Genomic DNA, 26,171 nt, shown 5'->3' on the forward strand with positions numbered 1-26,171 from the left:
GGTGGGCCACGTACAGAATGTCGTTCATGGAAGCCCGAATCGCGATAGCCCCGTCCCCGGAGGCGGGGGCGGCCTACGACCGTCCCAACTCCCCCGGCCTCGACCGCCTGCGCCTCAGGGTCGAGGAGGCCGTGTCCGGCGGCGGTGGCGTCAATGTCCCGCTCGCCGAGGCGGACGGCCTGGTGTGGCTCATCCCTGGCGAGCCGGAACTGCTCCGCTCGGCTCTGGATGCCCACCCCCGGATCGGCTGGGTGCAGTTCCCCTGGGCGGGGGTGGAGAGGTTCACCGCGTCCGGGGTGCTCGACCGCCCCGTGGTCTTCAGCTGCGCCAAGGGGGCGTTCGCCGGGCAGGTCGGCGAGCACGCGCTCATGCTGGTGCTGGCCTGCCTGCGCAACCTCGCCCGGCAGGCGCGCACCCCCCGCTGGTACCCGGTGGATCCCAGGTCTCTGCACGGCCAGAGGGTGACGGTCCTCGGCGGCGGCGGTATAGCGACCGAGCTCATCCGGCTCCTGCGGCCGTTCGAGTGCCGGATCCGGGTGATCCGCCGCCGGGCGGAGAGGATCGAGGGCGCCGAGGAGACGTTGCCGCCCGAGGCCCTGCCCGCCGTGCTTCCGGAGACCGACATCCTGGTGCTGGCCCTCGCCCTGACGCCGGAGACGACGCACGTCATCGGCGCCGCCGAGCTGGCTCTGCTGCCGGCGCACGCCGTCGTCGTCAACGTCGCCCGCGGCGCGCACATTCAGACCGACGCGCTCGTCGAGGCCCTCCGCGCGGGGACGATCTCCGCCGCCGGGCTGGACGTGACGGACCCGGAACCGCTCCCCGAGGGGCACCCGCTGTGGGCCGAGGACAGGGTGCTCATCACTTCGCACTGCGCCGACTCCGCCGAGTACGTCACCCGGATGTTCTGCGAGCGGGTCGAGCGGAACGTGCGCAATCTGCGGACGGGCCTCCCGCTGGAGGGGGTCATCGATCCCGCCGCGGGATACTGACGGGCTCCGCGATCGTCTGCGTCCCGGACCGCGGAACCGGCATCGCGGTGGATCCGGCTCACCTAGGCGCTTTCGGCCGGCGGTGTGTCGCCCCCGCGCTCCTCGGTTCCCGGAGACGGCACCGGTGAGCCGCCGTGGCCGGGAAAACGGTCCCGCGACCGGAGCGGGTGGTTCTGTCAGTGGCCCTGGCCCGCGCCGATCACCTGCGCGGCCCCGAGGTAACCGGCGAGCAGGCTCTCCGCGAGCGCCTTCACCGTCTCGTCTCCCGGCAGGAAGTGCGGGCTGTGCAGCCCGGCCACCGTGTCGGTGCCCACGAACAGCATCAGCGACGGCACGACCGACGCGAAGTGGGCGAAGTCATCGGCACCGCAGGAGCGCAGCGTGGCGGGCATGTGGTGGCCCGTCTCGACGAGGATGCAGCCGGTCTCCTCGGCGAGGCGGGCGTCGTTGACGAGCACCGGCTCCCCGTACGTGATCCGCACCTCCGCCTCGCAGCCGTAGGCACGGGCGACACCCTCGGCGATCTCGTGGAAGCGCTGGTGCAGCCGTTGACGCCAGGCCTCCGACATCGTACGGAAGGTGCCCTGGGCGACGGCCTTCCTTGGAATCGCGTTCGGGGCGGTGCCCGCCGACACGATCCCGAAGGTGACCACCGTCGGCGTCATCGGGTCGGCGTCGCGGCTGACGAGCTGCTGCGCGGCCACGATGATCTGGGCGAGTGCCAGGACCGAGTCCTGGGCCAGGTGGGGGTAGGCCGCGTGCCCTCCCCGGCCCCGGACGACGACCGCGAACCGGTCGGAGGAGGCGTTGACAGCGCCGGGAGTGCAGGCCGTCTGACCGGCTTCGAGCACCGGCTGGACGTGTGACGCGATCATCGCGCCGACCTGGTTCCGCTGGAGCGCGCCCGACGCGACGATGTCACGGGCGCCGGAGGGGGGACCCTCCTCACGTGGCTGCAGCACCGCGACCATCGGTGCCGGCGCCTGTACGTGGTCGACCGCCCTGGTCAGCGCGACCAGGGCGGCGAGGTGGACGTCGTGGCCGCAGGCGTGCATGGCACCGTTCTGCGCAGCCCAGGGCACCCCGGTCTCCTCCGGGATCGGCAGGGCGTCCAGCTCTCCGCGTACCCCGACGGCCAGGCCGTCGCCGCCGACCCGGAGGAGCGCGCCGGTCTCCGCCACCCGCTCCATCGCGCTGCCCTCGGGCAGCGCGTCCAGCATCCGTTTGAGTGTCGGCTCCTCCTTGCCGGACAGGCACGGCTCGGCGTGCAGCTCCCGCCGCAGCCGGTAGGCGGCGGGCAACTCGGCGTGGAGCGCCTCGCGGAGCCGCGCGCCGAGCTCGTTCACGGTCTCTCCCCGAGAGCGCGGGGGCGGTCACCCCTCATGCGCCCCTCCCCGCCGAACGCGGCCACGGCCGGGCCGACGCCCCCGCTCATGCCCCCGCTCACGCCGCTGCTCACGGCGATCCTGTCGGACAGGTGCGATCCATCGAAGACTCTCCTGTGGTCGGCAGGCCCGGCTACCGGACATGACAAGGCTCGTCATACCCTCCTGAACCATCTGAACCACAGGTGCGGTTTCAACAGTTCAGGGAGAGCCGGGCGTGAAGACGATCCCGCTACCGCCGTCGACCCCGACCGACTGGCCGGAGACGATGGTCGTGGTCGCGCCCTCGGCGCCGATCACCGCTGGAATCCCGTACTCCCTGGCCACCACCGCCGGGTGCGACAGCAGCCCTCCCTGGTCGGTCACGACGGCACCGATCAGGCCGAAGTACTGGGTCCAGGCAGGCGAGGTCGTCGAGCACACCAGGATGTCACCGCGGCGCAGACGCACCGCATCGGCCACCGACGCGCAGACCCGCGCGGGACCCACGTAGCGACCGGCCGATCCCGCGACCCCGCTGACCAGCACCTGCTCGCCGTCGGCCGACCCCGGTCCCACGCTGAAGTCGAGACCGCTCGCCCGGTCGGACAGGATCGAGTCGATCACGTACGGCACGGCGTCGAGTGACTGCTCGGCCCCGATGGTGATCGGTGGCCGCAGTCCCCGCTGCCAGTGCCGGATGCGCTTGCGCTCGGCGACGAGGCCTCGACGGTCCAGGCCTCCGATCAGGCCCTGTTCGAGTTCCGAGGCGTCCAGGTACAGGGCGTCCACCGGCTCGCGCAACAGATCCCGCGCGCACAGCCTGCGGCCGATCTCCAGCAGCTGGTAGCGGGTGGCGGCGTGCCCCACCTCGGTCAGCGCGACATAACGGTCCTGCCCGAGTGGCAGGCACGACTCCAGCTCGACGACGAGGCGGCGGATGGCCTCGGCCCGGCCGGGGTGCTCGGCGACCAGGGCGTCCACGGCGTGCCGCCGCTCGACCGCGAGCCTGGCCAGCCTGGTGCTCGGCCGTTCCTCCTCGTGCCCGACCTTGGCCGCGAGTACGGCGATCAGCGGGACGGTGTCCTCCATCCAGGGGGTCGACTCGATGCCGTCCATGCCGTGATAGCCGTACTCACCGAGGAACGCGGCGATCGGAGCCCACGCCTCCGGCCGGGTGCGCAGCGCCTCCAGCGCGGCCGGCGCCTCCAGGCCCGTCAGGGTCCGGCGCGTCCAGTCGTCGGCTTCGAGCTCCCTGACCAGCAGCCACAGCGCCTCCTCCAGCTCGCCGAGCATGCTCGGCAGGCCGTGCAGGACGTGCTTGGCCAGCTCCTGGGCGATCTCGGGTTCCATCCGGGCCAGGCGTGCCATCACGAAGACCGGTGTCATGCCGACCATGCCGCCGATCTCGTCGTCGTCGGCCCGCCCGGCGAGCCAGGCGGTGAGCCCGCCCACGAGGTCGGCGTCGGAGCGGGCGGTCAGGTCCGCCGCCAGGATCTCCCTGCTGCTCCGCTGGACCGCCTCGCGCCACCCGTCGCGCCAGCGCACCGGGGCCTCGGCCACCATGCGGTCGATCGCCACCTCGTACGCGACCTGATGATCATCGGGCAGGTCACCGGTGGCGAGGTCCTCGCCCATGTAGAGGTAGCCCTGGTAGGTGGCGGTCCGCAGCCGGCACGGCGAGTGCCAGGAGGCGCGCGCCCGGTTCAGGCCCTCGGTGAACTTCCCGAACGAGATCAGACCCCATACCGAGGAGGGCCCCAGGGACAGCTCGGAGGCGCGCAGCCAGTAGCGGCCGTCCGGCGGGAGGTCCGGGGAGTACTGCGCGCTCAGGTCCGACGGCAGCCCGGTGATCGGGCGGGCCTGCAACGCGAAGAGCTCGTCGTCGTGGAAGGCCCACTCGATGTCCTGGTTGTCGCCCCTGACCGCCTCGATCTCGGCCGCCAGCTCCACCAGGCGCCGCAGTTCCGCGTCCGTCAGCGCGGGCGCCTGTCGCCGCCCGGCCGCCACCTCCAGATCGACGATCTCACCCGGCCCACCGGGGACGACCGCCGAGGGCTTGTCGGCGATCTTCCGGTCCAGCACCGTACCGGTCTCCCGGTCCACGACGAACGTGTCGCAGGGGGCGGTCCCCTCGACCAGCTCGCTCGCCAGGCCGTAGACCGCGTTCACCACCAGGCGGGAGCGGTCCCCGGTGACCGGGTCGGCGGTGAAGAGCACGCCACTGGCCGTCGGTGAGACCAGACGCTGCACCAGCACGCCCATCGTGTGTCCCGACGTCCCCATCCGCTCGCCGTAGGCCAGCGCCGTCTCCGACCACTGCGACAGCCAGCAGGCGCGGATCGCGTGGAGCAGCCCGTCGGCGTCGCCGATGTTCAGGTGGCTGTCGAAGATGCCGGCGAAACTCGCCTCGGCGCCGTCCTCGGCCAGCGCGGACGAGCGCACCGCCACCGCGGCGGCGCTCTCCCCCCCGCCCCGCGAGGAGCGCGCCACGAGGCGGTCGTACGCGTCGAGGACCTCGGTCACCAGCGTGGGCGGCAGCTCGGCCCCGAGCAGGCCGGACCTCAGCTCCGCCACGCCCGAGGCGTCGGATCGGCCCTCCTCGACCTCGCGGGCCAGCTCGGTCAGCCCGGCCGCGGCGAGCGTGTCCCGCAGGGCGAGCACGGTGAGGCAGAACCCGGCCGGAACCCTGACCCCGGCACGCAGCAGGTCGGCCAGCCCCGACGCCTTACCGCCGACACCGGCGCCGAGACCGGCGTCGACACCGACGCCGGCACTGGCACTGGCACTGGCACTGGCACCGGCACCGGCACCGGCACCGGCACCGGCACCGGCACCGGCGGGGGCTTCCTCAAGGGGCACTACGTAACGCATGGAGAGCCTCTCAGCTGGAGAGCGGTACGGGGTCGAGCCAGCGGTCGACGACGTCGACGACGCCGACCAGGTCGGTGACGATCGCCTCCGGGTCGGTGCCCTCCTCCTCCTGGAGGCCGTTGGGCAGCCATATCGCGCGCATGCCGACCGCCTGGGCGCCGCTTATGTCCCAGGGGCTGTCGGCGACGAACACCGCCTCGGCCGGGGTGACCCCCAGGATCCGCAGGACCGTGAGGAAGCTGTCCGGGTCCGGCTTGGCCCGTTTCAGGTCCGAGCCGCAGACGCAGACGTCCAGGAGATCGGCCAGGCCGTCCTCCTCGAAGAGCCGCTCGTGCCAGGAGCGCGGCCAGTGCGAGCTGGTCAGGATGCCGACCAGCAGGTCACGCTCCTTGAGCGCGGCCAGTGCCCGCCGCGCCTCGGGGCGGGCGTGAATGTTGGGCGCCATGGTCTCCAGGTGCGCGGCGAGCACCTCGTCGGCGAGCCCGTCCGGCAGCTCGACGCCGAGGGTGTCGGCCGCCATACGGGGGACCGTGAGGATCGAGGCCACCTCGCTGGTCTCGGCCCAGATGCTCCAGATCTCGGTCTCCGCGGCGGCCAGCGCGGCGGCGGCCCGTTCCGGGTCCGCCCCGTCCAGCAGGGCACCCGCGGCGAGCCACTGCAGCTGCCTGGGTACGAGGTTCCAGGGCGTGATCGTGCCGCCCCAGTCGAAGACCACGGCCTTCAGCGGGGCGGCCTGCCCTGCGGTCGCGTCGGTGCTCATCTGAATCCCTCCAGCGTGGAAACCCCGTGCTCCGGCTTCGGGGAGGATGTCAAGGAACGGGTCCCGCCCATCTCGCGGTAGCGGCGCTCGAAGCGCGCCGCGGCCTCCTGCCAGCGGCCGTTGCGCCGGGTGGCGGCGGTCCCGTCGGCGAACGGGGGGGCGTACGTCAGGTGCAGGATCCTGCGCGGCAGGCCCGACTCGTTGGGCGAGGAGGAGTGCACCAGCAGGCTGTGGAAGAAGAGCACCGAACGGGCGGGGGCGTGGATCTTCCGCCGCAGCGGCCCGACGCTGCTCTCCTCGACCCGGCCGCTGCCGCTGTCGGGATCGCGGCCCACCAGGCGGGTGGGCTCGCGGTGCGAGCCCGGCACCACCGTCATCGGCCCCCGGTTCTCGGTGTCGTCCAGGCTGACCGCCACCGAGATGGTGCTGGGCGGGTAGCCCTGCTGACGGTAGTAGCCCCAGTCGTGGTGGAGCGGCCAGGTGTCGCCGGACGCGCGGGTCGGCAGGAACGGAAGCCCCTCGACCGGAGGCAGGCGCTGCTTGTAGTTGAGCTTGCTCTCCATGAGCGTGCCGGAGTGCCCGGTCAGCTGCCGTACCGCCGCCAGCATCATCGGATCGGCGGCGAGGGCCGCGGCGACGGGCAGCACATCGACGACGGGGCTGATCCTGCGGATCACCAGCTCGCCCGAGGCGTCCAGCAGCAGGTCGCCTCGCGGGTTCCGGCGGCCGAGCACGACCGAGGAGTCGACCACCAGCTCGATCAGCCGGTCGGCACCGGCCAGCAGCTCCCGGTGGACCTCCGGGGTGAAGAAGTCCCGGCGTACCAGGTATCCGTCGGCGGCGAAGCTCTGGACCTCGGCCTCCGACAGCGGACCCGCGACCTCCGACGCCGACTCGGCGGCCTCCCCTGACGGACCGCCGGCGGCCTCCCCTGACGGACCGCCGGCAGCCTCCCCTGACGGACCGCCGGCAGCCGACAGCGAGCGGGTGCCGTACGGCACCGGGGCGGCGTCCGCCGCGCTAAGCAGACGCCACGACATCGGCCGGCGCGCCTTCCTGCCCGCTCACCGGGGAGATCCCGAAGAACTCGGCCGAGTTGTCGACGTAGAACTTCTGCCTGATCGACGGGTTGGCGCCCAGGGCGTCGAAGACCTCCTCGAACCGTCCGGTCCCGTACGCCGTCCCCTCGTAGTGCGGGAAGTCGCTGGCGTACAGGAACAGGTCCTCGCCACCCTCGAAGAGGTAGCCGGGCAGTCCCTCGAAGGGGAAGGCGCCCACTCGCACGGCGCGGCGGAAGTAGTCCGAGGGCGGCATGGACAGCTGCCGGCGCAGATAGTGGTTGCGCACCCCGACGACGTCCATCACCCAGTCGATCCGCTCCAGGAAGCTCTGCACCCACAGGCCGCCGCACTCCATGGTGGCGACCTTCAGCCCGGGATGCCGCTCGAAGACCCCTCCGAAGATCAGGTCGCTGAGCGCCGCCTCGACCGGAAGGTGTCGATTGATCATCGAGCTGAGGTCCGGCCCCGAGTGCGAGTCCGTGTACGCGTCGACTCTCTCCCACGCCGGGTCGACCGTGTGCGGCATGACCGCGATGTGCATGAACACCGCGAGGCCGGTCTCCTCCAGCGCCTTCCACACCGGTTCGTTGCTCGGATGGGACCAGGGCACCCCCCGGAACGGCTTCATCGCCAGGGAGACGCCCTTCATGCCGAGCGCGGCGCAGCGGTGGATCTCGGCGACGGTCCAGTCCACGTCGTACAGACCGATCTGCCCCGCGGCCAGCAGCCGCTCGTGGTAGGGCGCGCACTGCCCGGCCACCCAGTCGTTCCACGCCGCCATGTGGGCCTGGACGACGCGGTGGCCACGCGGCTCGACCAGCCGGGTCCAGTAGAAGGCGTAGCTCGGGAACATGATGGCGACGTCCGTGGCCATCTGGTCCAGGAGCGGGATCCTGGCGGCCGGGTCGCTGGCGGTCGGCTCGCATGTCTCGTCGAAGGAGCGGGGGTTGAGCGCCCGGTCCTCCTTCTCCCGCTCGTAGGCCAGCTCGTCGGCCGCGATGAGGCGGGCGATGCGCTCGTACTCGTCGGGGACGGTCGCCCGGCCCGGGCCGATCCGCTCCTCGCCGAGGTACAGGAAGCGCCGGCCGAACTCGTCCTCGCGCAGGTCCAGCTTGAGCCCGCCGGTCTCGGTCAGGTCCACGCCGTCCCAGGTGCCGAACGTCTCGTTCAGGTGCTGGTCCACGTCGATGATCGGTCCGGATACCTGCGGCCGGATCGAGGGGCCGGTGAACTCGGCGTTGCTGGTCCGGTACATGCCGAACCTCCCTTTCTCGTCTTCCGCGCCTTCCTTGCCGGACGGCTGGGTGCGGATCGGCGACTGCTCGGTGACGGGCGGGTACAGGTCCGGGGGGTCACAGTCCGAACCACTCGGCTGCCTTGCCGTAGCAGGCGTGGTCGGCGACGTCCTCGGGAACCTCGGCGAACAACTCGTCGAGGACGGGGTGCGGGTCGAAGCAGACGCGGTGGTTGTGCGGGTAGTCCGAGGCCCACATGACGGTTCCCGCCAGGTTCGCCCACGGCATCGCGAGCATCCGCGCGCCGATGCGGTCCTCCTCGAAGGTGGCCGCGATCTGGCGCTGCCAGATCTCGATGGGCGTGCTGGAGAGCTTGACGTCGGTGTAGCGCTCCCTGGCGGTGTCCTCGGCCTGCTGGATGACGAACGGCAGCCAGCCCACGCGGCACTCGCCCAGCAGGACGCGCAGCCCCGGCCGCCGGTCGAGCACGCCGGAGAAGAGCAGCGACAGGATCGGGTCCAGGATCGCGAACGACGCCTGCACGACGTAGGAGGGCCACTGGCCGTGGTGGCGTACCGGCTCGACACCTGGAGTGGCGGAGATGTGCGTGCACAGCGGGACGCCCGCCTGCTCCACGGTGTCCCACAACTCCTCCCAGACCGGCTCCCACAGCGGCCGGCCGGCCAGCAGCGCGTTGAACTCCAGCCCGCGGAAACCCTGCTCGACGGCCCAGCGGGCCTCGGCCGCACACGCCTCCGGCGAGCCGGTGGGCAGGATGGCGAGCGGTACGACCTTCCCACCGCTGTCCCGGTCCATGGTCAGCGCGAACTCGTTGTAGGCGCGCACACAGGCCAGGCCCAGCCGCTCGTCGCCGAAGATGAACCCGTCCACCGGGGGGAACATCACCTGAGCGGTGACGCCCGCGCCTTCGAGGTGGGCGCTCACCAGCTTCGGATCGGAGGGCGGCAGCGATCCGGGCTCCGTCTCGACGCCGAAGTCACCGTAGAAATCCTTCAGGAGCAGGGCGTTGTTCGACCCGGCCGCCGACGGGGTGTGCGGCCTGCCCTCCCAGACCCACATCGAGCCCCTGTCGCCGGTCTCGACGACGCGTGGCCCCTCCTCGCGCAGGCTCGCGGGCAGCCTCTCCTGCCACAGGCCCGGCGGGATCCACGGCAGGTCCAGGTGGGAGTCAGCGGAGATGAGCCGGCGCCTGGTCGGCGGCGTCGAGAGCACGGGGGGCATTCCTCTCGGTAGGGACAGGTGAAACAGGGTGGACGCGTGAGAGCACCACCGCATCCGAACGTTCGCCCGCGACTTCCACGAATGATCGGAGCACGCCCTCCTCCGCGAAGCCGGCGCGCAGCGCGGCCACACGGGAGCCCACGTTGTCGGGGCGCGTGAAGATCTGTATGCGGGCGTAACCCAGCGAGGCGATGGCCCAGCCGGTGACGAGGTCGATGGCGGTCGCCGCGACACCCCGGCCACGCAGGCGGGGCAACACCCAGTAGCCGGTGATCTCGGCGACGCGGTGGTGGGGGTCGAAGGCTCCGAGTGTCAGCAGGCCGGCCGGTGCCGGGCGCGTGTCCCGCCCGGCGTCGTCGGCCTTCCCTGTGATCCCGGCGCTCCCTGTGATCCCGGCGCTCTCGTCCGCCTCTACGCCCTGGACCTCGATGATGAAGCCCAGGTCGCCCCGGTCCGCTGTCGCTTCGAGTTCCGATAGCCACTGCGCCGCTGACAGGCCGAGCGGCACCGGAGCCCAGGGGTTGGTTTCGAGCGAGCTCACCATCGAGAGGAAGGCCACGTCGTGCCGCGTCCACGGGCGGACGGTCACACTCCCCCTGGTGAGTGGCCTGCTCGGGTGGCCGGCTGTGTCAGGTGGCATACGAACCTCCCCCGCAGGTCAAGACAGGGAAGACAATATATATCTATAACGATACGCGTCAACGACAACCGATCTACCGAGAATCACGACCGCGAAAGTGCCGAAGAACAAGCGATATCCCCGCTGGGAGGGCCGTGATCCATGGACGCCCCTTACCCATGACGCTATCGTTTCATATATGCGCAATGATGTGGAGGCAACCTACGTCCACGCCGAGGGCCTCGTGAAGAGGTACGGAGCGCTGACCGCCGTGGACGGCATCGATCTCCGGATCGTCCGGGGCGAGGCCTTCGGCTTCCTCGGCCCGAACGCGGCGGGCAAGAGCTCCGTGATGCGCATGATCGGTTGTGTCTCCCCGGTCACCGAGGGCCTGCTGAGGGTCTTCGACACCGACATCCCCGGCAACGAGTCCGCGATCAAACAGCGGCTCGGCGTGGTCCCTCAGGACGACAGCCTGGACGAGGACCTCACGGTCCACGAGAACATGATCGTCTATGCCCGCTACTTCGGCATGAGCTGGCGGCAGGCTCGCGCGAAGTCCGTGGAACTGCTGGAGTTCGTCCATCTGAACGATCGGTCCGGCGACAAGGTCGCCAACCTCTCCGGCGGAATGCGGCGGCGGCTGACCATGGCGCGCGCCCTGGTGAGCGATCCCGACATGCTGCTGCTCGACGAGCCGACCACCGGGCTCGATCCGCAGGCCCGCCAGGCCGTCTGGGACAGGCTCCACCGCCTCAAGAGCCAGGGCGTGACCCTGGTGGTCACCACGCACTACATGGAGGAGGCCGAGCAGCTCTGCGACCGGCTCGTCATCATGGACACCGGGCGGATCGTCGCCGAGGGCTCGCCCCGCGAGCTGATCGAGAGATACTCCACCCGCGAGGTCGTGGAGATCAGGGCCGACTCCGAGGTGGTCGCCCGGTTCGGCGACCGCCTGTCCCAGCTCGCCAAGCGGGTGGAGACGATGCGCGACCGGACGCTGCTCTACACGGACGACGGCGACCGGGCCGCCATCGAGCTCGTCGAGCTGGGCCTCACACCGGAGGTCCTGCTGGTGCGCCGGAGCGGTCTCGAGGACGTGTTCCTCAGGCTCACCGGACGCGCGCTGACCGACTAGGGGAACCCGATGCCGAAACATCCCACGATCCACGCCCTGGAGTACTGGGCGATCAACTACCGGCGACGATGGCGCGGGACCGTGATCAGCGGAATCCTCACCCCCATCGTCTTCATGGTGGGGATGGGCTTCGGCCTGGGGGCGCTCGTCGACACGAAGATCTCCGGCTCCGGCCAGATCGGCGGTGTCGACTACGTGGTGTTCATCGCGCCGGGACTGCTCGTCTGGGCGGCGATGCAGACCGCCGTGGGCGAGTCCACCTGGCCGGTGACCACCGCGGCGTTCTGGGAACGGACGTACGCGGCGATGATCGCGGCCCCGCTGCGGGTCAGGGACGTCTTCCTCGGTCACCTGCTCTGGATCTGCGTGCGGATCACCATGGTGAGCACGGCGTTCCTGCTGGCCGGCCTGCTGCTCGGCGCGATCTCCTCCTGGTCGTCCCTGTTCGCCCTGCCCGCCGCGCTGCTCACCGGCATCGCGTGCGCGTCCGTCACGATGGCCTTCGCCGTACGACAGGTCAGCGCCGTCTGGTACGACGCGGTGTTCCGGGTGATCGTGCTGCCGCTCTTCCTGTTCTCCGGGATCTTCTTCCCCATCGAGCAGATGCCCGCGCTCCTCCGCCCGCTGGCGTACGCCACCCCGCTCTGGCACGGGGTCGAGCTGTGCCGGGGGCTCGTCATCGGCCACGTCGAAGCCGGGGCGCTGACCGTGCACGTTCTCTACCTGTTCTCGCTGACCGCGCTGGGGCTCTTCCTGGCGGTACGGAGCTACCAGCGGGTTCTCACCAAGTGAGGCGGCTCCGTTGACCCAGACCGCGCGGCGAGACGAGGTCCTGTCACCTCCGTACCGCAACCGGCGCAGGCCGTTCCGCCTGATCGAGCGGAATGTGATCATCTACCGCCGCACCCGGATGGCGGTCCTGTGCCGGTTCCTCGAACCGCTGTTCCACCTGTTCTCGATCGGGTTCGGCATCGGCAGCCTCATCGGCGAGGTGGAGATGTCCCCGGGGGTGGTCGTCGGCTACGCGGCCTTCGTGGGACCCGCGCTGCTGGCGTCGGCGGTCATGAACGACGCGGTGTACGACACCACACTCATCATGTTCGCCAAGCTGCGCTACGCCAAAACGTACGACGCGGTGTTGAACACTCCCATCATGGTCACCGACATCGCCATCGGCGAGACCATCTGGATCCTGCTCAGGACGACCGCCTACTCGACGGTCTTCATGGCCATCCTCGTCGCGCTCGGTCTGGTTCAGGCGCACCTGGGCGTCCTGGCGCTGTCGGCGTGCGTGCTGCTGGGGTTCACCTTCGCCGCGCTCGGCATGGTGGCCGTCACCCTGATGCGCGACTACGACGACTACGAATTCGTGCAGTTGGTCGTCGTTCCGCTCTCCCTGCTCTCCACGACGCTGTATCCGCTGTCGGTCTATCCGGACTGGCTGGCGGACATCGTCGCCTGGACACCGCTCTACCACGGCGTGGTGCTCATCCGCGACCTCGCGCTCGGCCACGCGGGATGGGACGCACTCGGCCACGTCGCCTACCTGCTGGTCGTGGGGGTCGCCGCACTGCTCGTGGCCCGCCGGCGGCTGGACAGCATACTGATCAGATAACGAGGGTGGGACGCCCACCAATCGGAGAATGCCATGCGCGTACTCGTCCTGGGACACAGCTCCGCCTACGCGGACTACGCGGAGGAGAACGGCGTCGTCCTGTTCAACGTGCTCGACGCACACGGGCTCCGGCTGGAGAACCTGCGGCTCCAGAGCGATCCGATAGCGGTCGCCGACCGGACCTCGATAGCCGAGATCCTCTCCGCGCTCCACCGCCGCGGCATTCACCGCGACATCGACGCCGTGTTCACGAACTCGGAAGCGGGGATGATCACCGCGGCGGCGCTGGCCGAGCTGCTCGGCGCGCGCGGCATCCCGGTCAGGGCGGCCGTCGCGGCGCGCGACAAGGGCTTCCAGAAGGCGCTCATCCGCGCCGCGGGCATCCCCGTCACCCCCTCCGCCGTCCTGGAGTCGAACCACTCGCCGGTCGACGGAATCGACGACCTCGGATTCCCCGCCGTGGTCAAACCACTGGCCTCGGCCGGTACCTACGGGGTGACCCGGGTCCGCGACCGCGAGCACCTGAGCGAGGTGCTGCGCGCCTACCGGGAAGTCCACCGGAGCGTTCCGGGGCCGTGGCTGGTCGAGGAGTTCGTCGACGGGGTGGAGTTCCACCTCGACGGGATCGTCAGGAACGGGGTCGTGGAGTTCCTGAGCGTCGGCCGCTACGTGCGGAACATGCTGGAGCTCAGGAACGGGAACCTCGTCGGTTCCATGATCATGGACCCCGGCGCCCACCCGGACCTCTACTCGCGCTACCACCGCTTCGCCGAGGCCTCGCTGGGCGCGCTCGGGCTTACCTCCACGGTCTTCCACCTTGAGCTCTTCGAGTCGTCCGAGGGGACCTTCTTCTCCGAGTGCGCCGCGCGGTGCGGCGGCGGCAGGATCCTCCCCTGCATCGCCCACCGGTTCGGCATCGAGCTGGAGAGCACCGCGTTCAAGGTGGCGGTGATGGACGACTTCAGCCCGCCGGGGCCGCACGGGGACGGCTACGTCGCCTGGAGCGAGCTGCCGGTCCCCACCGGCCACGTCACCCGGCTGCCCGACATGAAGCGGATCCGGAGCATGCCGGGGGTGGTCGACGTCGACCTGGGCATCGCGATCGGCGACCGCGTACCCGACCGGCGGACGGTGCTCAACGTCGACGCGGGCTGCGCGGTCGTCCACGGCGCGACGGAGGAGGAGACGCAGACCCGGATCGACGACATCGCGGCCGCCTTCGCCGCGAACATCGAGGCCGTGCCGTGCTGACAATTCCCCCTCGGCGGCCGTAGGCCACAGAACACTATCTTTACAGATAAAGATCTTTATTCTCAGGCTAGGTGCAGAGTGTGATGAGTGCGCCTAGCCTGACCCATTTCACCCTACGAAAGCTGGACACACCCACCGAGAGGGCCAGATCGGGCGAAGCTGTGGGTTGATTTTCCCGAACCCGCGATACTATTTTTATATATAGCGAGATGGGCGGTATGGTGATCGACGCCGCCTCTCTCGATCAGTTGACCGGCCGGCCCCCGGGCACTTCCCGTAGCGATCAGACCGGCCTCGAACAGGCAACCGTTCGAAACGGAGGTAGCCGCGTTCGGCGAATCACGGCACCTGTCCATGACCCCGCGAGCCCCCATCACGACGATGTCGAGACGAAATCTCCAAGAGAAAGCAGCTGGTCATGACCGTCGAATTCACCCGCGAAGTATCCGAGTTCACTCCCGGCGGTAGCACGCCGTGGACCAGTCCGCTCGCCGGTGACCCCGCCGACCTCCAGAGCGACTTCGGCCGATTCCTGGACCAGGTGGCGGTGCGCCTTGACTCCCGCCCCGACGCCCACGTCGCACACGAGGCCCTGCACCACGCGGACCCGATGATCCGCGAGCAGTCGCTGTACCAGTACGTCGACCGCAACCTGCCGGACGCCGTGGACCTGCTGGCCGAGGCCGTGGCCACCGACGACAACCGCGAGGTCCGCTGGAACGCCCTCTGGGCGCTGGAGAAGATCGGCGGCGCGCGCGCCCTGGAGATCCTCGAGCGCACCGTGAACGACGACGACGCCGACGTCGGTGAGTGGGCGGGGCTCTTCGCCTCCGAACTGACCACCGGCTACCCGACCTTCGACCGCCGCGCGTGGGTCTACCACGCCGACCGGACCTTCGACGAGACCATCTACCTCAACATCAGCTGCCACGTCTACGTCATGCTGGACGACACGGGCAAGCACTGGGGCAAGATCACCCTCTCCCCGCAGGGACTGGCCCGCAGCTTCGGCCAGGCGCACGCGTGCCCCAACGTGGACACCCGGCACAACAAGCTGATCATCAGCAAGTCACTCTCCGGCCTGCACGAGGACGGCTCGCCGCACGTGGAGAACTTCCTGTTCCGCGGCGTCACCAACATGGGCGACGCCGGGCACGGCAGCTTCTACTTCCAGTCGCGCGGCCTGCGCCCGATCTTCCTCTCCGGCCAGGCGGACGACGACTCGCTGGGGCACCGCAACGAGCAGGTCATCGCCTCCCGGGCCGGCCGCTGGACGCTCGACCCCCGGATGACCATCAAGGACGAGGCCGCCATCCGCTACGTCCGCGGTGGCGTGCACACCTGGGGCTACGTCAACTTCGACGCGATGAAGGGCAGCTCCCTGGAGGAGATCCTCTTCCCCGGCAACAGCATCCTCGGCACGCTGGACACCCCCACCGGACCGCTGACCAACGCCTTCATCACCGGCACCTTCAAGGGCAAGCTGGTCGACTGGGACGGCGACGGCAAGGTGGACCTCAACTCCCTGGACATCTACTCCACCAGGGACGCCGACGTGGACTCGGACCTGGACGGCGTGGCCGACGAGCCCGGCATCCAGTACTGCCCGCGGACCGGCTGGCACCACTGACCCACCCGTGACCAACCCCGCGATGGCCGGCGTCCGCGCCGGCCATCGCGCCCGTTTCGCCGGAGGCCACATGAACACGCCGAAGCCCTCGACCAGCCGGTACGCACCCGACCAGCGAGCCGACCGGCTCGCCCCGGCCGATCCCGCGTCCGCGAGCGCCCGGGTCGCCACCCAGCGGATGCGCTGCCTGGCGGGCTTCGCCACCGGCCGCGTCGCGGGCGCGACCGCCCGGTGAACGGTCCGGTCCGGCCGCGCTAACTCTTCGCGTAGCGTTCGAGCAGCTCGTCGTGGCGGCTGGTGTGCGTGGTGCCGCTCAGCTCCGCCACGAGGGCGTCGAGGAAGTCATGCCAGCCCGCCGCGAGCTCCTTCACCGCCTTCTGCGGCCTGTTCAAACCGCTGTGGGTCAGCAGGAGGCGGCTGCCGCCTTCGGCGGCCTCGACCTCCCAGCGGACCCTGGACGCCTCCTCGGCCGTCTCGTCCCAGCTGTATTCGAGGATCCGGCCGGGCTCGACGTCGGTGACGACGCCCTCGGTCATCCCCTCGTCCCCCCAGTCGAACCGCACCTTGCCACCGGGAACGGGGTCGACGGCGGCCTTGCAGCCCAACCACCGTGACACGACCTCCTCGGTGGACAGCGCCGCCCACACCGCCCCGGGATCCTTCTCCAGCGCCCAGTCGAAACCGATGTCGTCCTTGCCGATCTTCGCCGGCGGCTTCTCCGTCATGGATTCACACCCCTCTTCCCTGCCCTGTATGCCCTCCAGCGTGGAGATTACACTATTTTTTTATATAGTCAATTGCAAAATTGACGCCTCGTCCAGGGCTTGATGGGAATACAATTTGAATGTGCATAGTGACTCGGCGACAATGATTGCGAACTCGGATGCCGACGAGGTGATGTCGTCATGACGGCCACGAGCAGCGACTCGAACCGCGACCAGCGGACCCCTACCCCAAGGCCGGCTCTCGGAACAGTCGCCTTCCTCAACGGCGGGGAGTATTTCGGCCTGGAGGTCCGTACGGGCTCCGATCCCTCCTCCCTCACCCTCGTGGGAATGGCGACCAGCTTCGTGCATACCCGGCCGTACCGCCTGGAGTTGACGGGGTCGCTGATCGGCGCGTGCCTTGACCACGCCGAAGCACTCGCCGCCGCGATGGGAAGGGTCTGGGAACTCGACGGACGCGTCTCCGGGCGTCCGGTCTTCCCCTTCCTGGAGTGCGAGGTCGTTCCCATTCCCGGCGGGAACGCTCCAGTCAGCGGCGCCGTGATCCGCATCATGAGCGAGTACGGCGAGCAGCACTGCCTCTACGCGGCCGGCTGCCGGGACGCCGAGACCACGGCCGTGCTCGCGGCGTGCGCGGTGCTGGCGCTCTCGCTGCCGTCATCGGTGTGGAACCCCGGCGGCACGGGGTCGGGCCTGCCCGCCGGGGGCTACGGGGAGATCAACGTGCTGGGCGAGCCGGGGTGCCGCGTCAACGGCGAGCTCAAGGCGCTCCCGGCCTGACGTGGACGCGGCCGGGCGGGGCACCGAACACAGGGCAGTTGAAAAAAGCAACAGGAAGGTTTGAGAGCGCGTGCTCACGTCAGACAAGCGGCACTACGGACAGTTCTGTGGGCTGGCCGCCGCGCTTGACATCATCGGGGAGCGCTGGACACTGCTGATCGTCCGGGAACTGATCATAGCGCCCGCACGATTTCACGAGATCCAGGCACACCTACCGGGAATCGGTCCGAATCTGCTCACCGACCGTCTCAAGGCGCTCGGCGCGCGGGGGATCCTGGAGGCCGAGCCCGTTCCCGGAGACGCCCGGGGAAAGCGGTACAGGCTCACTCCCATCGGGGAGCAGCTCCGCGAGCCCCTGCTGTACCTCTCCCGATGGGGAATGCGCTTCCTCACCGAGGACGATGCCAGGACGGGGATGACCAGCAGTTCCTGGGGGTTCTTCGCCCTCCAGGCGATGATCCAGGGGCAACCGGTGCCCGACGTGCACGAGTCCTACGAGTTCCGGATAGACGAGGACGTGTTCCACATCGCCGTGACCGCGGGCGCGGCGACGGCCCACCGTGGTCCCGCCGACCAGCCGGCGATAGTGGTGCGGACGAGCGCCGAGACGTTCGTCCGGATCGGAGCCGAGCTGATCAGCCCGTTCGACGCCGTCGTCACCGGAGGTCTGTCGCTCGAAGGCGATCCGGCGGCGATCCTGAGGTGCACCCAGCTGATGGGGCTGTCGGCCCAGCCGATACCCCCCCCCTCCTCCGTTTCCTGAGCCGCGGCGACCGTCCGCAGTGGCCGTCGCCGCTCTCACCCCTCTCCCGCACGCCTGCTGCCCAGCCGGACCGCGGTCCGCCCGCCCAGGCCGAGCAGGCCCAGCCCCGCCAGCGTGAGCAGGCCGACGAACACCCACTCCCTGGAGCCGCCGGGCCCGTACACCCGGCTGCCCCTGCCGACGTCCACCGCCGCCGTCCGCCGGCCGGGGCTGAGCATCTCGCGGTCGCTGCCGTACAGGTAGACCTCCTGGGCGGAGTCCACGCCCCCCTCCGGCCTGAACCGGCCGTACCAGGAGCACGCCTCGTGACCGGGATGCTCGACGCAGCTCAGGCGGACCGCGGTGAAGGTGCCCCTGACCCCGTCGGCGTAGGCCGCGCGGACCGTGGGTCCGATGCTCGGCAGCGTCAGCGCGAGCAGCCCCAGCCCGGCGACGGTGGCGAGCACCATGGAGAACACCGACGGCCTCCGTACCGGGGCCTCGGGCGGGTCGACCGTGCCCGTGGTGGGACCCGGGTCGTCGCTCACGCCGGGACCGCCGCACGCGGCACGACCGCCGCACAGGAGCAGTTCATCTCCTTGTACTCCGCAAGGTTGGGCCTGCGGTGGAGCAGCATGGCGACGACCATCGGGACGAAGACGATGCTGTTGTAGAACAGGTGTAGCTCAACCCGGGGGAAGACGAGCTGCGCGACGCTGGTGACCGCCGGCCGGCCGAGGAGGTGGTTGCCGGTCACCGCCTGGACGAGCAGCAGCAGGTGCTCGAAGTGGTGCCAGACCTGGATGCCCAGGGCGATGTTCCACCAGACCCGCGAGCGGCCGGTGAACCCCCTGCGCAGGAGAACGAACCCGACGAGCATGACCACGGCGTAGCCGTAGTGCAGCGCCTCCGACTTGACCAGCCAGGGGAACCACAGCCCGAGCACGCCGCGCGCCTCGGGGATCGGCCATCCCAGCACCCAGATCTGGGCGGCCTGAACGAGATGCTCGGCCCAGTGTGCGAGCACGATCAGGAGGAACACGAAGAGCGCGGTGCGGTGTCTGGTGCTGTTGAGCGATGTCATCTCGGACCTCTCGCGATCAGGTGGGAACGGGGGATCAGGCGAAGGCGTTGAGTGCGGCGGACAGCTCGGCGGACAGGGCGACGGGGGCGACGCCGGTGGGGGTCCTGCGCATGCAGGCGACGGACTGGGAGCCGCGCGCGACCTGGACTCCGCCCCGGCGGAAGTCGAAGTTCATCGCGATACGGTTGCCGTTGACCGCGGACAGAGTCATGAGCACCTCGATCTTGTCGAGCGCGAAGCACTCCTCGTAGTAGGTCATGTCGCAGCCGAGGGTCACCAGCGCGAGCGTGCCGTCAGCGAGGGACTTGAGGACCCCGGGGGCGTGCTCGGCGAGGAAGTGCTCCCGGCAGTGCCCCTGCCAGTGCAGGTAGTGGGCGAAGTAGACGTTGCCCACGAGGTTGGTCTCGTCGAAGGTGACGGTGTGGACGTGGCGGTATGCGCGCATCAGATCTCCTCGGGTACCGCGGTCGCGACCATGACCCCGGTACCGGGTACGAGCGCGGTCGCGCAGCACCAGCCCCCGGCGGTGAGCACGACGAGGCCGTCGCGGCCGACCTGGTGGACGCGCAGTGGCTCGTCGGGGGCGCTCCCTGCCTTCGCCAGCGACTCCCTGGCGGTCCAGGAGCGCGCGGCGCAGATCGCCTGCCCCTCACCGGTCTTGGCCGCGAGGGCGTCGGCGAGCGCGGTGCCACGCTCGCCGACGAGGTCCGGCCACTCGCTGTCCGCGATGCCGAAGGTGTCCTGCCAGTCGACCCCGATCGCGTGGTCGGCCACCCCGACGAGGACGTGGCCCGCGGTGTACGAGGCGCTCACTCCCCCGGTGGGCGCCCGCAGCGCGCCGCGCGCGTCGTGCCACACGGCACCACCGGCGCTGTCGGCGCCGGCGGCGCCGGCGGTGAGCCGGGTCGCGAGCCCGGCCGCGGCGCCGTCCTGTCTGCGTCCGGGCACGGCGGCCAGCTCGACGCGCCGGGCGAGGCCGTTCTCGGCGAGCAGCCGCGACATCCACGGCCCGGCGAGGGACAGCGGCAGCGAACCCGGCCACGCCCTGGGGCCCGTGGCGCGCAGCCTCAGTCCCTCCCAGCGGGCACAGATCCGCCCGTCGTCCATGACGAGGTCCATGTCGAAGACGTACTCACCGGCGTGATGCTCCCGCTCCGCGGCTCGGACCAGGCAGCCCCCCGAAGGCCGCCGCCAGACGGTGAACCTGTCGATCCCGACGGGGAGCGCCTCACGGTGCGGCACGCAGGCCAGCAGCGCGTGGATTGCGGCGTCGTACCGCCCCGGATCGCCGAGCAGCAGATCGGGCGAGTGGAAGGAGGAGAACCAGTCGTCCGCCCCACCCTCGATCTCCGCCTCCACCCGGAACGCGGTCAGCAGGCCGTACGAGGCGACCCGCCGGAACCTGCCCGTGTGGAAGAACAGGCCGTTGTCGTAGAAGCCGTGCGCGGCGGAAGCGCCCACCGGGGCGGGCGTGGCGGCAGGCGTGAGGGCGGGCGTGGCGGCAGGCGTGAGGGCAGGAGGGACCAGCCTGGCGGTGAAGCGGTCCGTGGTGAAGCCGTCCGCCGAGTCGCGCAGGACGACACCGGTGCCGTCCGGCCCGGCGAGCGCGGCCAGCCGTACCGGATGCGGGGCGTCACCGTCGACGATGACGGGCGCGCGCAGGCGGACGTTCTCGAAGGACCACTGCTCACCGCCGTGGCCCACGGCGGTGGCGACCTGGGCCATCGCCTCCAGGCCGACGACCGCTGGAAGCACCCGGGTGCCCGAGATCCGGTGGTCGTCGAGGTAGGGGTCGGTGCGAGCGCCGAGATCGGCCTGGTAGACGGCCTCGACGCAGGGGGTACGGGTGAGCTCCCGCTCGGTGAAGCGCAGCAGGGGCGCGGGCGGCCCGTCGACGGCGAGGGTCGGGCCGGCGGGGAAGCGTGCGGTCAGCAGGAGCGTGGTGGGCGCCGCCGCGTCGCCGAGCACGTCGAGCAACACGGCCGCGCCCTCGTCCGGGGCGATGGCGGTGATGCCCTGCCGCCGGAGGGCGTCGACCGTGTCCAGCCTGACGCCCATTCCCACCCCGGACCAGAGCGACCATTCCAGCAGGTGGGTGCGGCAGGACGGGTGGTCGGCCGCCCAGTCCTCGACCACGTGCCGCATCCAGTCGTTGGCCAGGCAGTACTCCGACTGCCCGGCCAGGCCGCGCCTGCCGATGATCGAGCCGAAGGCCACCGCCAGGCTCAACCCCTCTCCCGCCTCGGCGAGGAGCACACGCAGCCCGTCCACCTTGGGACGCAGATGCGCCCGGAGCGTCTCCGCTGTCACGGCGGACAGGCTCTGCGGAAGGTTGACGCCCGCCCCGTGGATCAGGCCGCGCACCGGCCCGTGCTCGGCGGCGGCGGCGAGCGCCGCCCGCACCTGGGCGGGGTCGGTGACGTCACAGGGAAGGTAGACCGCCCGGACCCGGGTCCGCAGGTCCGCCAGTGCGGCGGCGACCTCGGGATCGTCGGCGGGCCTGCGGCCGAGCAGGGCGAGCACGCATCCGGCCCGCTCGGCCAGGGCGGCGGCGCTGTGCGCGGTGATGCCGGTGGCACCGCCGGTGACCAGGCAGACCTCGCCGACGCCGATGGGCGGCCCGCCGCTCGCGGAGAGTGGGTGCGGCACCGTGCGGACCCGCTGGTACGAACCGTCCGGCAGCCGTCTGAGCTCGGCGTACCCGTGCTCCGCGCCGACCGGCGGCCCTTCTTCGCCTCCCGCCGTGCGCAGGACCGTCACGGACGTGCGCGGGAGCTCGACCGCGAGGCTGCGGCCGACGGCCTCGGCCGCCGGGTGCCCGTCGTGGCGGAGCACGAGCCGCTCGGGAGCGCGCTCGGCGATCTCCGTGAGCAGCGCGGCCACGGCTTCAGGGCCGGCTTCGGCGGGGAGCGAGAACACCGGCTCCCCTGTCGGCCCCGCAGGATCGGCGGGGACCCACTCGTGCCGGAAGGCCCGCACCCATCCGCCGACGCCCTCGACGTGCTCGGTGCTCTCCTCCCCCGCGGACGGCAGGGCCGCGAGTACCTCGGCGGCTTCGGCCACCGACGCCTCGGCGAGCGACAGCGGGACGGCGGGCAACTGCCTGCCGAGAGCCTTCGCGGCCCGGCCCACGAGCCGGACCACCTGTAGCGAGTTGAGGTGCAGATCACCCAGGAGCGAGCTGGCGGGCCTGATGGTCTCCAGCGGCAGTTCGAGCCCTGCCGCCAGTTCCTCGCGCAGGCATTCCAGGGGGTTCAGGTCCGTGGTCGCCCCGCTCCCGGCCCCGGCCCCGCTCCCGGCCCCGCTCCCAGCCTCGGCCACGGGTGCCTCGTCGATCTCGGCCACCGGCCGGGGCGACGCGACCTCGGCAGGCGGCCCGTCCCCGGAGGTCCCGTCCCAGGGGAGGGTCTCGCACGGATTGGCCAGAAAGCTCGGCGAGCTGTCGATGGGAAGGTGCCGGTAGGCGCGCCCGGCGGCCCATCCCGGCAGGTCCGCGTTCCCTGACACCGCCAGGGCCGCGGTGACGAGTGCCTGGCGCCTGGGGTCGCCGCCGCAGTCCATGCTGAGCGAGATCGCGGGCAGTCCGGCGGCCAGGCCGGACAGGGTGGTTCCCGGTCCCGCCTCCACCAGCAGGTCGCACTCGCGCACCAGGCGCGCGAGTGCCTCGGCGAACCTGACCGGGCGGGTGAGCTGGTCGACCAGCAGCGCCGCCGGATCGCCGTCACCGCCACCGCCGCCGTCGCCGTCGCCGTCGCCGTCGCCGTCGCCGTACGGAAGGCCGGTGACCGTGGAGATGATCCGTCGCCGCGCCGCCTGCACGGTCATCGTGTCCAGCAACTCGCGCAGCGGCGCCTCGGCGGGGCGCATCGCGGGGCTGTGGAATCCGTGGGAGACCGCCAGGACGGCTCCCTCCGTCCCCTCCGCGCGAGCGCGGGCGACCATGGCGCGCACGTCCTCGACCGGTCCCGCGACGACGGTCTGGGCGGGGCCGTTGAGCGCCGCGACGACCGCCCCGGTCCCGGCGAGCAACTCGGTGACCCGCTCGGGCGGGGCCGCGATGCCCGCCATGGTGGTACCCGGCGTGCCGTGCCGGGCCATGATCTGGCCGCGGGCGGCGGCCAGGCGCATGGCGTCGCCAGGGGTGATCGCCTCGGCCCAGGTAAGGGCGGCGATCTCGCCGAGGCTGTGTCCCACCGCCGCCACGGGCTCGCAGCCGATCGCGTCGAGCCAGGCGAGGGCTGCGAGCGACTGTCGCAGAATCGCGGGCTGCGCGATCGCGGTGTCGGGGTCGCCGTCACGCAGCGCGACCGGCGAGTCGGGGACGGCGAGGCCGCCGGCCCAGGCGGCGAGGGTCTCGCGGACCGGCGCCGCCTGCCCGGGAAAGAGCAGTCCCACCCGGGCGTGCGGTCCCGATGCGAGCGCGAAGCCGCCTCCCGCGTCGACGACGAGCCCGCCGTCCCATTCCCCGGTCCTGTCCAGCGCCGCCTCCGCGGCGCGCGCGAGCTCGTCGGGGGTCCCGGCCACCAGGGCGGCGCGGGCGGCACCGCCACCGAACCCGGCCTGCGAGGTCAGCGCCAGGTCGTGCAGCTCCGCCTGGCTGAGCGCGGGCGCCAGCCCCGCCACGTCCCGCAGGAGACCGGCGAGCGCGCCGGTGCCGGGGGCGGCCAGTGCGACGACATGGTGGGAGGGGACCGGCGCCGACCAGCGGCGGGTGGCCGGGGAGAGCGACCTGGCGGGGGTGCGCCCGGTGCCCTCAAGGACCAGGTGCGCGTTGATCCCGCCGAAGCCGAGCGAGGACACCGCGGCCCTGGGCACCGGCCGGTCCCACGGCTCGGGCTCGGCGAGCAGCCGGAGCGGCACCCCCGCCTCCCCGAGCAGGGGATGCGGCTCGCGCGTACCCGTCGAGGGGGGAAGCACCCGGTGATGCACCGCGAGGGCCGCCTTGATGAGCCCGGCGACGCCCGCCGCCGCCTTGGTGTGCCCGATGTTGGCCTTGACGCTGCCGAGGGCCGCGCGCGCCGCACCCCGGCCTCTGACCTCGGTGAGGGCCTCGATCTCGACACGGTCGCCGACGGCGGTGCCGGTCCCGTGGCCCTCGACGAACCCCACCTCGGCGGGGTCGGTCCCCGCGAGGCGGTAGGCGCGCCGCATGGCGAGGGCCTGCCCTCGCGCCGTGGGACGGGTGAGCCCGCCCGCGCCGTCCGAGGAGCTGCCCCAGCCGGTCAGGTACGCGTAGACGCGCAGCCCGCGCCGCTCGGCCTCCTCGGTGCGCATGAGCGCGACGATCCCGCAGCCCTCGCCGGGCAGGAAGCCTGTCGGGTCGGCGTCGTAGACGCGCATCTCCCCGTGGGCCAGCGCGCCCACCCGGGCGAAGCCCACCAGCTCGAACGGGTCCAGGCTGAGGTCCACCCCCCCGGCCAGCGCCAGGGAGAGATCCCCGTCGGCCAGCGCCCGGCACGCGGTCATCACCGCGAGCAGGCTGGAGGAGCACGCGCCGTCGACCGTGTAACCGGTGCCGCGGAAGTCGAAGTGGTTGCAGATCCGCCCGGCGATCGTGTTGCTGAGCGCCCCGGCGAGGGTCTCGTCGCCCGGTTCGGGGAACGGGTCCTTCACCAGGTTCTCCAGCCGGCTGAGGACCGCGGACACCGCGTCGGACTCCAGGCCGCTACCCGCCAGCGCGGCGGCCGCCGCCCGGCGCAGGAAGGGCCAGCGCAGCCGGAGCGCGGAGGCCCGGCTGAACTCGCCGGTCAGCGAGTTGCCCAGGACGACCCCCACGCGGTCGCGCTCCAGTCCGTCGCCGTCGGGGAAGCCCGCGTCGGCGAGGGCGTCCGCCGCGGTCTCCAGCGCGAGCCAGTGGGTGTGGTCGGCCGCCCGGTACAGCGGGCCCGAGATGTGGAAGCGGCTCCGGTCGAACTCCCAGTCGCGCAGCACACCGGCCTGGCCGGAGTAGATCGAGTCGGGCCCCTCTCCCCGGTAGTCGGCGACGCGCGTGCGCGCCTCGGGGAGGTGGCGGAACGCCCGCCGCCCGCCGAGGACCGTCTGCCACAGCTCGTCCGGACTCACCGCGTCGGGGTAGCGGCAGGCCATCCCGACGACGGCGATCCGGGTGTTCGCAGGACTCATCGTGCCGCCTTCTCCCTGCGGACCCGGCCCACGAGGAGTACCGCCCCGCGCAGCAGGCAGGTGATCGCCAATGCGAAGAACAGACCGAACGCGACGTGAAGGGTGACGAGCACGCCGTAGACCGCGGCCACCGTCGCACCGAAGATCATCTGGTTGCGCGGCTTGACCGGCGTCGTCCCCGGATCGGTGATCATGTAGTTCGTGTAGAGGACGAACACCGCCCCCGTCATCGGCAGCAGCGCGCCCACCGGGGAGTGGTCGAGCAGCAGCCACCTGATGACCGCCTGCGCCGCGAAACCGCCCGCCCACCCGGCGATGAGCGGCATCTTCCCGGTGAGCTTCGCGTTGAGCATGGTGCCGAGCATCAGGATCCCGAGCGGGACGAACCAGTCCAGCGCCCCGCTGATGCTCGCCGTGAACTGGTAGGGCGGGGCGATGCCCACCCAGGGGAACAGCAGCAGGGTGACGACGATGCCGGCGTTCGACGGGTTGAGGAAGTGCCGCGCGGAGCCGTTCACCTTGATCCTGATCAGGTGCTTGAGGCAGATGCCCACCGCCACCGCGAAGACGTACGGCCAGACGGAGGCGTTGCCGTACAGGAGCATGGCGCAGGCCAGACCAACGATGTGCGCGGGCAGCAGGAAGGTGACCAGCGCGCGTGGGCCGCCCGCGTAGCCGGGACGCCGGCCCTTCGACCACGCGCTCAACGTCTCCATCAGCAGCTCGACGGCGTAGGCGGCGAGCACCGAGACGATCGGCGTGATCGGGGCCTGCTCGAAGCCGAGCACCGCGTGGCCGAGGATCGTGAGGATGGTGATCGATATGGCGAACCGCTGCAGCGCCTTCAGGCGGATGTCGACCGGCGGGGCCGCCTGCTCAGGCGTGGAGGGGGGTGGGAGCTGGATCTCCGGCTGGGGAAGCGTGGTGGTCATCGCG

At 71.3% G+C, this 26,171-nt stretch carries 22 protein-coding genes; 9 read left to right on the forward strand and 13 right to left on the reverse strand.

Annotated features, from left to right (window positions below; genetic code table 11):
* Window positions 1–26 precede the first annotated feature (26 nt).
* On the forward strand, window positions 27–992 hold the full coding sequence (locus tag OG884_RS08030; protein WP_326643690.1) for a D-isomer specific 2-hydroxyacid dehydrogenase family protein: 966 nt from the start codon (window positions 27–29) through the stop codon (window positions 990–992).
* 176 nt (window positions 993–1,168) lie between these two features.
* Here OG884_RS08030 and OG884_RS08035 read toward each other — a convergent pair whose 3' ends face one another.
* The 7 genes from OG884_RS08035 to OG884_RS08065 all read right to left on the reverse strand — a co-directional run bounded on the left by OG884_RS08035 (window position 1,169) and on the right by OG884_RS08065 (window position 10,168).
* Window positions 1,169–2,338, reverse strand: a complete 1,170-nt coding sequence (locus tag OG884_RS08035) for a M20 metallopeptidase family protein (RefSeq protein WP_326643692.1) — start codon at window positions 2,336–2,338, stop codon at window positions 1,169–1,171.
* Between the two features lie 240 nt (window positions 2,339–2,578).
* Complete coding sequence (locus tag OG884_RS08040; RefSeq protein WP_326643694.1) at window positions 2,579–5,230, reverse strand: PEP/pyruvate-binding domain-containing protein; 2,652 nt, start codon at window positions 5,228–5,230, stop codon at window positions 2,579–2,581.
* 10 nt (window positions 5,231–5,240) lie between these two features.
* Window positions 5,241–5,990 carry an HAD family hydrolase gene (locus tag OG884_RS08045; protein ID WP_326643696.1) on the reverse strand — a complete coding sequence of 250 codons (750 nt, stop codon included), beginning with the start codon at window positions 5,988–5,990 and terminating at the stop codon, window positions 5,241–5,243.
* Window positions 5,987–7,030 (reverse strand): phytanoyl-CoA dioxygenase family protein, encoded by a 1,044-nt coding sequence (locus OG884_RS08050; protein WP_326643697.1) that lies wholly within the window; start codon window positions 7,028–7,030, stop codon window positions 5,987–5,989. Before OG884_RS08050 ends, OG884_RS08045 begins: the two co-directional genes overlap by 4 nt.
* On the reverse strand, window positions 7,011–8,306 hold the full coding sequence (locus OG884_RS08055) for an amidohydrolase family protein (protein WP_326643698.1): 1,296 nt from the start codon (window positions 8,304–8,306) through the stop codon (window positions 7,011–7,013). Before OG884_RS08055 ends, OG884_RS08050 begins: the two co-directional genes overlap by 20 nt.
* Window positions 8,307–8,403: 97 nt before the next feature.
* Window positions 8,404–9,519 (reverse strand): amidohydrolase family protein, encoded by a 1,116-nt coding sequence (locus tag OG884_RS08060; protein WP_326643699.1) that lies wholly within the window; start codon window positions 9,517–9,519, stop codon window positions 8,404–8,406.
* Window positions 9,476–10,168 (reverse strand): GNAT family N-acetyltransferase, encoded by a 693-nt coding sequence (locus OG884_RS08065; protein WP_326643700.1) that lies wholly within the window; start codon window positions 10,166–10,168, stop codon window positions 9,476–9,478. The genes OG884_RS08060 and OG884_RS08065 overlap by 44 nt, the downstream gene beginning before the upstream one ends.
* A 178-nt stretch (window positions 10,169–10,346) precedes the next feature.
* On the opposite strand from OG884_RS08065, the gene OG884_RS08070 reads away from it, so the two are divergent.
* The 6 genes from OG884_RS08070 (at window position 10,347) to OG884_RS08095 (ending at window position 16,016) form a co-directional block, all read left to right on the forward strand.
* On the forward strand, window positions 10,347–11,285 hold the full coding sequence (locus OG884_RS08070) for an ABC transporter ATP-binding protein (RefSeq protein WP_326643701.1): 939 nt from the start codon (window positions 10,347–10,349) through the stop codon (window positions 11,283–11,285).
* Between the two features lie 9 nt (window positions 11,286–11,294).
* The gene (locus OG884_RS08075; RefSeq protein ID WP_326643702.1) at window positions 11,295–12,077 is read left to right on the forward strand and encodes an ABC transporter permease; all 783 of its coding nucleotides are present in this window, start codon (window positions 11,295–11,297) and stop codon (window positions 12,075–12,077) included.
* A gap of 10 nt (window positions 12,078–12,087) precedes the next feature.
* Complete coding sequence (locus OG884_RS08080) at window positions 12,088–12,900, forward strand: ABC transporter permease (protein ID WP_326643703.1); 813 nt, start codon at window positions 12,088–12,090, stop codon at window positions 12,898–12,900.
* A gap of 33 nt (window positions 12,901–12,933) precedes the next feature.
* Window positions 12,934–14,151, forward strand: a complete 1,218-nt coding sequence (locus OG884_RS08085) for an ATP-grasp domain-containing protein (protein WP_326643706.1) — start codon at window positions 12,934–12,936, stop codon at window positions 14,149–14,151.
* Between the two features lie 418 nt (window positions 14,152–14,569).
* Complete coding sequence (locus tag OG884_RS08090) at window positions 14,570–15,781, forward strand: HEAT repeat domain-containing protein (protein ID WP_326643708.1); 1,212 nt, start codon at window positions 14,570–14,572, stop codon at window positions 15,779–15,781.
* Window positions 15,782–15,788: 7 nt separating this feature from the next.
* Window positions 15,789–16,016, forward strand: coding sequence for a hypothetical protein (locus OG884_RS08095; protein WP_326643710.1), 228 nt, complete (start codon window positions 15,789–15,791; stop codon window positions 16,014–16,016).
* Between the two features lie 19 nt (window positions 16,017–16,035).
* Here OG884_RS08095 and OG884_RS08100 read toward each other — a convergent pair whose 3' ends face one another.
* Window positions 16,036–16,506, reverse strand: coding sequence for an SRPBCC domain-containing protein (locus OG884_RS08100; protein ID WP_326643713.1), 471 nt, complete (start codon window positions 16,504–16,506; stop codon window positions 16,036–16,038).
* A gap of 180 nt (window positions 16,507–16,686) precedes the next feature.
* Here OG884_RS08100 and OG884_RS08105 point away from each other — a divergent pair, with 180 nt between their 5' ends.
* Window positions 16,687–17,286 carry a hypothetical protein gene (locus OG884_RS08105; protein ID WP_326643715.1) on the forward strand — a complete coding sequence of 200 codons (600 nt, stop codon included), beginning with the start codon at window positions 16,687–16,689 and terminating at the stop codon, window positions 17,284–17,286.
* 70 nt (window positions 17,287–17,356) lie between these two features.
* Window positions 17,357–18,049 (forward strand): helix-turn-helix domain-containing protein, encoded by a 693-nt coding sequence (locus OG884_RS08110; RefSeq protein WP_326643717.1) that lies wholly within the window; start codon window positions 17,357–17,359, stop codon window positions 18,047–18,049.
* A 35-nt stretch (window positions 18,050–18,084) separates the two neighbouring features.
* Here the strand turns inward: OG884_RS08110 and OG884_RS08115 are convergent, their stop codons facing one another.
* Genes OG884_RS08115 through OG884_RS08135 form a run of 5 tightly spaced genes read right to left on the reverse strand, consistent with a single transcriptional unit; the run spans window position 18,085 to window position 26,167 of the window.
* Complete coding sequence (locus tag OG884_RS08115; RefSeq protein ID WP_326643719.1) at window positions 18,085–18,576, reverse strand: hypothetical protein; 492 nt, start codon at window positions 18,574–18,576, stop codon at window positions 18,085–18,087.
* Window positions 18,573–19,112, reverse strand: coding sequence for a hypothetical protein (locus OG884_RS08120; RefSeq protein ID WP_326643722.1), 540 nt, complete (start codon window positions 19,110–19,112; stop codon window positions 18,573–18,575). The genes OG884_RS08115 and OG884_RS08120 overlap by 4 nt, the downstream gene beginning before the upstream one ends.
* A 34-nt stretch (window positions 19,113–19,146) precedes the next feature.
* Window positions 19,147–19,557 (reverse strand): acyl-CoA thioesterase, encoded by a 411-nt coding sequence (locus OG884_RS08125; protein ID WP_326643724.1) that lies wholly within the window; start codon window positions 19,555–19,557, stop codon window positions 19,147–19,149.
* Window positions 19,557–25,235: an SDR family NAD(P)-dependent oxidoreductase gene (locus OG884_RS08130; RefSeq protein ID WP_326643726.1), complete on the reverse strand. Its 5,679-nt coding sequence runs from the start codon at window positions 25,233–25,235 to the stop codon at window positions 19,557–19,559. Before OG884_RS08130 ends, OG884_RS08125 begins: the two co-directional genes overlap by 1 nt.
* On the reverse strand, window positions 25,232–26,167 hold the full coding sequence (locus OG884_RS08135; RefSeq protein ID WP_326643728.1) for an enediyne biosynthesis protein UnbU: 936 nt from the start codon (window positions 26,165–26,167) through the stop codon (window positions 25,232–25,234). The genes OG884_RS08130 and OG884_RS08135 overlap by 4 nt, the downstream gene beginning before the upstream one ends.
* Between the last annotated feature and the right edge of the window lie 4 nt (window positions 26,168–26,171).

Source organism: Streptosporangium sp. NBC_01755 (genome assembly GCF_035917995.1).
GTDB lineage: Bacteria > Actinomycetota > Actinomycetes > Streptosporangiales > Streptosporangiaceae > Streptosporangium.

Coding starts and splice junctions, on each gene's coding strand:
- OG884_RS08130 (WP_326643726.1), bottom strand. CDS start 25,235: ATGAGTCCTGCGAACACCCGGATCGCCGTCGTCGGGATGGCCTGCCGC.
- OG884_RS08030 (WP_326643690.1), top strand. CDS start 27: ATGGAAGCCCGAATCGCGATAGCCCCGTCCCCGGAGGCGGGGGCGGCC.
- OG884_RS08105 (WP_326643715.1), top strand. CDS start 16,687: ATGACGGCCACGAGCAGCGACTCGAACCGCGACCAGCGGACCCCTACC.
- OG884_RS08075 (WP_326643702.1), top strand. CDS start 11,295: ATGCCGAAACATCCCACGATCCACGCCCTGGAGTACTGGGCGATCAAC.
- OG884_RS08055 (WP_326643698.1), bottom strand. CDS start 8,306: ATGTACCGGACCAGCAACGCCGAGTTCACCGGCCCCTCGATCCGGCCG.
- OG884_RS08085 (WP_326643706.1), top strand. CDS start 12,934: ATGCGCGTACTCGTCCTGGGACACAGCTCCGCCTACGCGGACTACGCG.
- OG884_RS08120 (WP_326643722.1), bottom strand. CDS start 19,112: ATGACATCGCTCAACAGCACCAGACACCGCACCGCGCTCTTCGTGTTC.
- OG884_RS08040 (WP_326643694.1), bottom strand. CDS start 5,230: ATGCGTTACGTAGTGCCCCTTGAGGAAGCCCCCGCCGGTGCCGGTGCC.
- OG884_RS08070 (WP_326643701.1), top strand. CDS start 10,347: ATGCGCAATGATGTGGAGGCAACCTACGTCCACGCCGAGGGCCTCGTG.
- OG884_RS08050 (WP_326643697.1), bottom strand. CDS start 7,030: ATGTCGTGGCGTCTGCTTAGCGCGGCGGACGCCGCCCCGGTGCCGTAC.
- OG884_RS08090 (WP_326643708.1), top strand. CDS start 14,570: ATGACCGTCGAATTCACCCGCGAAGTATCCGAGTTCACTCCCGGCGGT.
- OG884_RS08135 (WP_326643728.1), bottom strand. CDS start 26,167: ATGACCACCACGCTTCCCCAGCCGGAGATCCAGCTCCCACCCCCCTCC.
- OG884_RS08045 (WP_326643696.1), bottom strand. CDS start 5,990: ATGAGCACCGACGCGACCGCAGGGCAGGCCGCCCCGCTGAAGGCCGTG.
- OG884_RS08065 (WP_326643700.1), bottom strand. CDS start 10,168: ATGCCACCTGACACAGCCGGCCACCCGAGCAGGCCACTCACCAGGGGG.
- OG884_RS08100 (WP_326643713.1), bottom strand. CDS start 16,506: ATGACGGAGAAGCCGCCGGCGAAGATCGGCAAGGACGACATCGGTTTC.
- OG884_RS08125 (WP_326643724.1), bottom strand. CDS start 19,557: ATGCGCGCATACCGCCACGTCCACACCGTCACCTTCGACGAGACCAAC.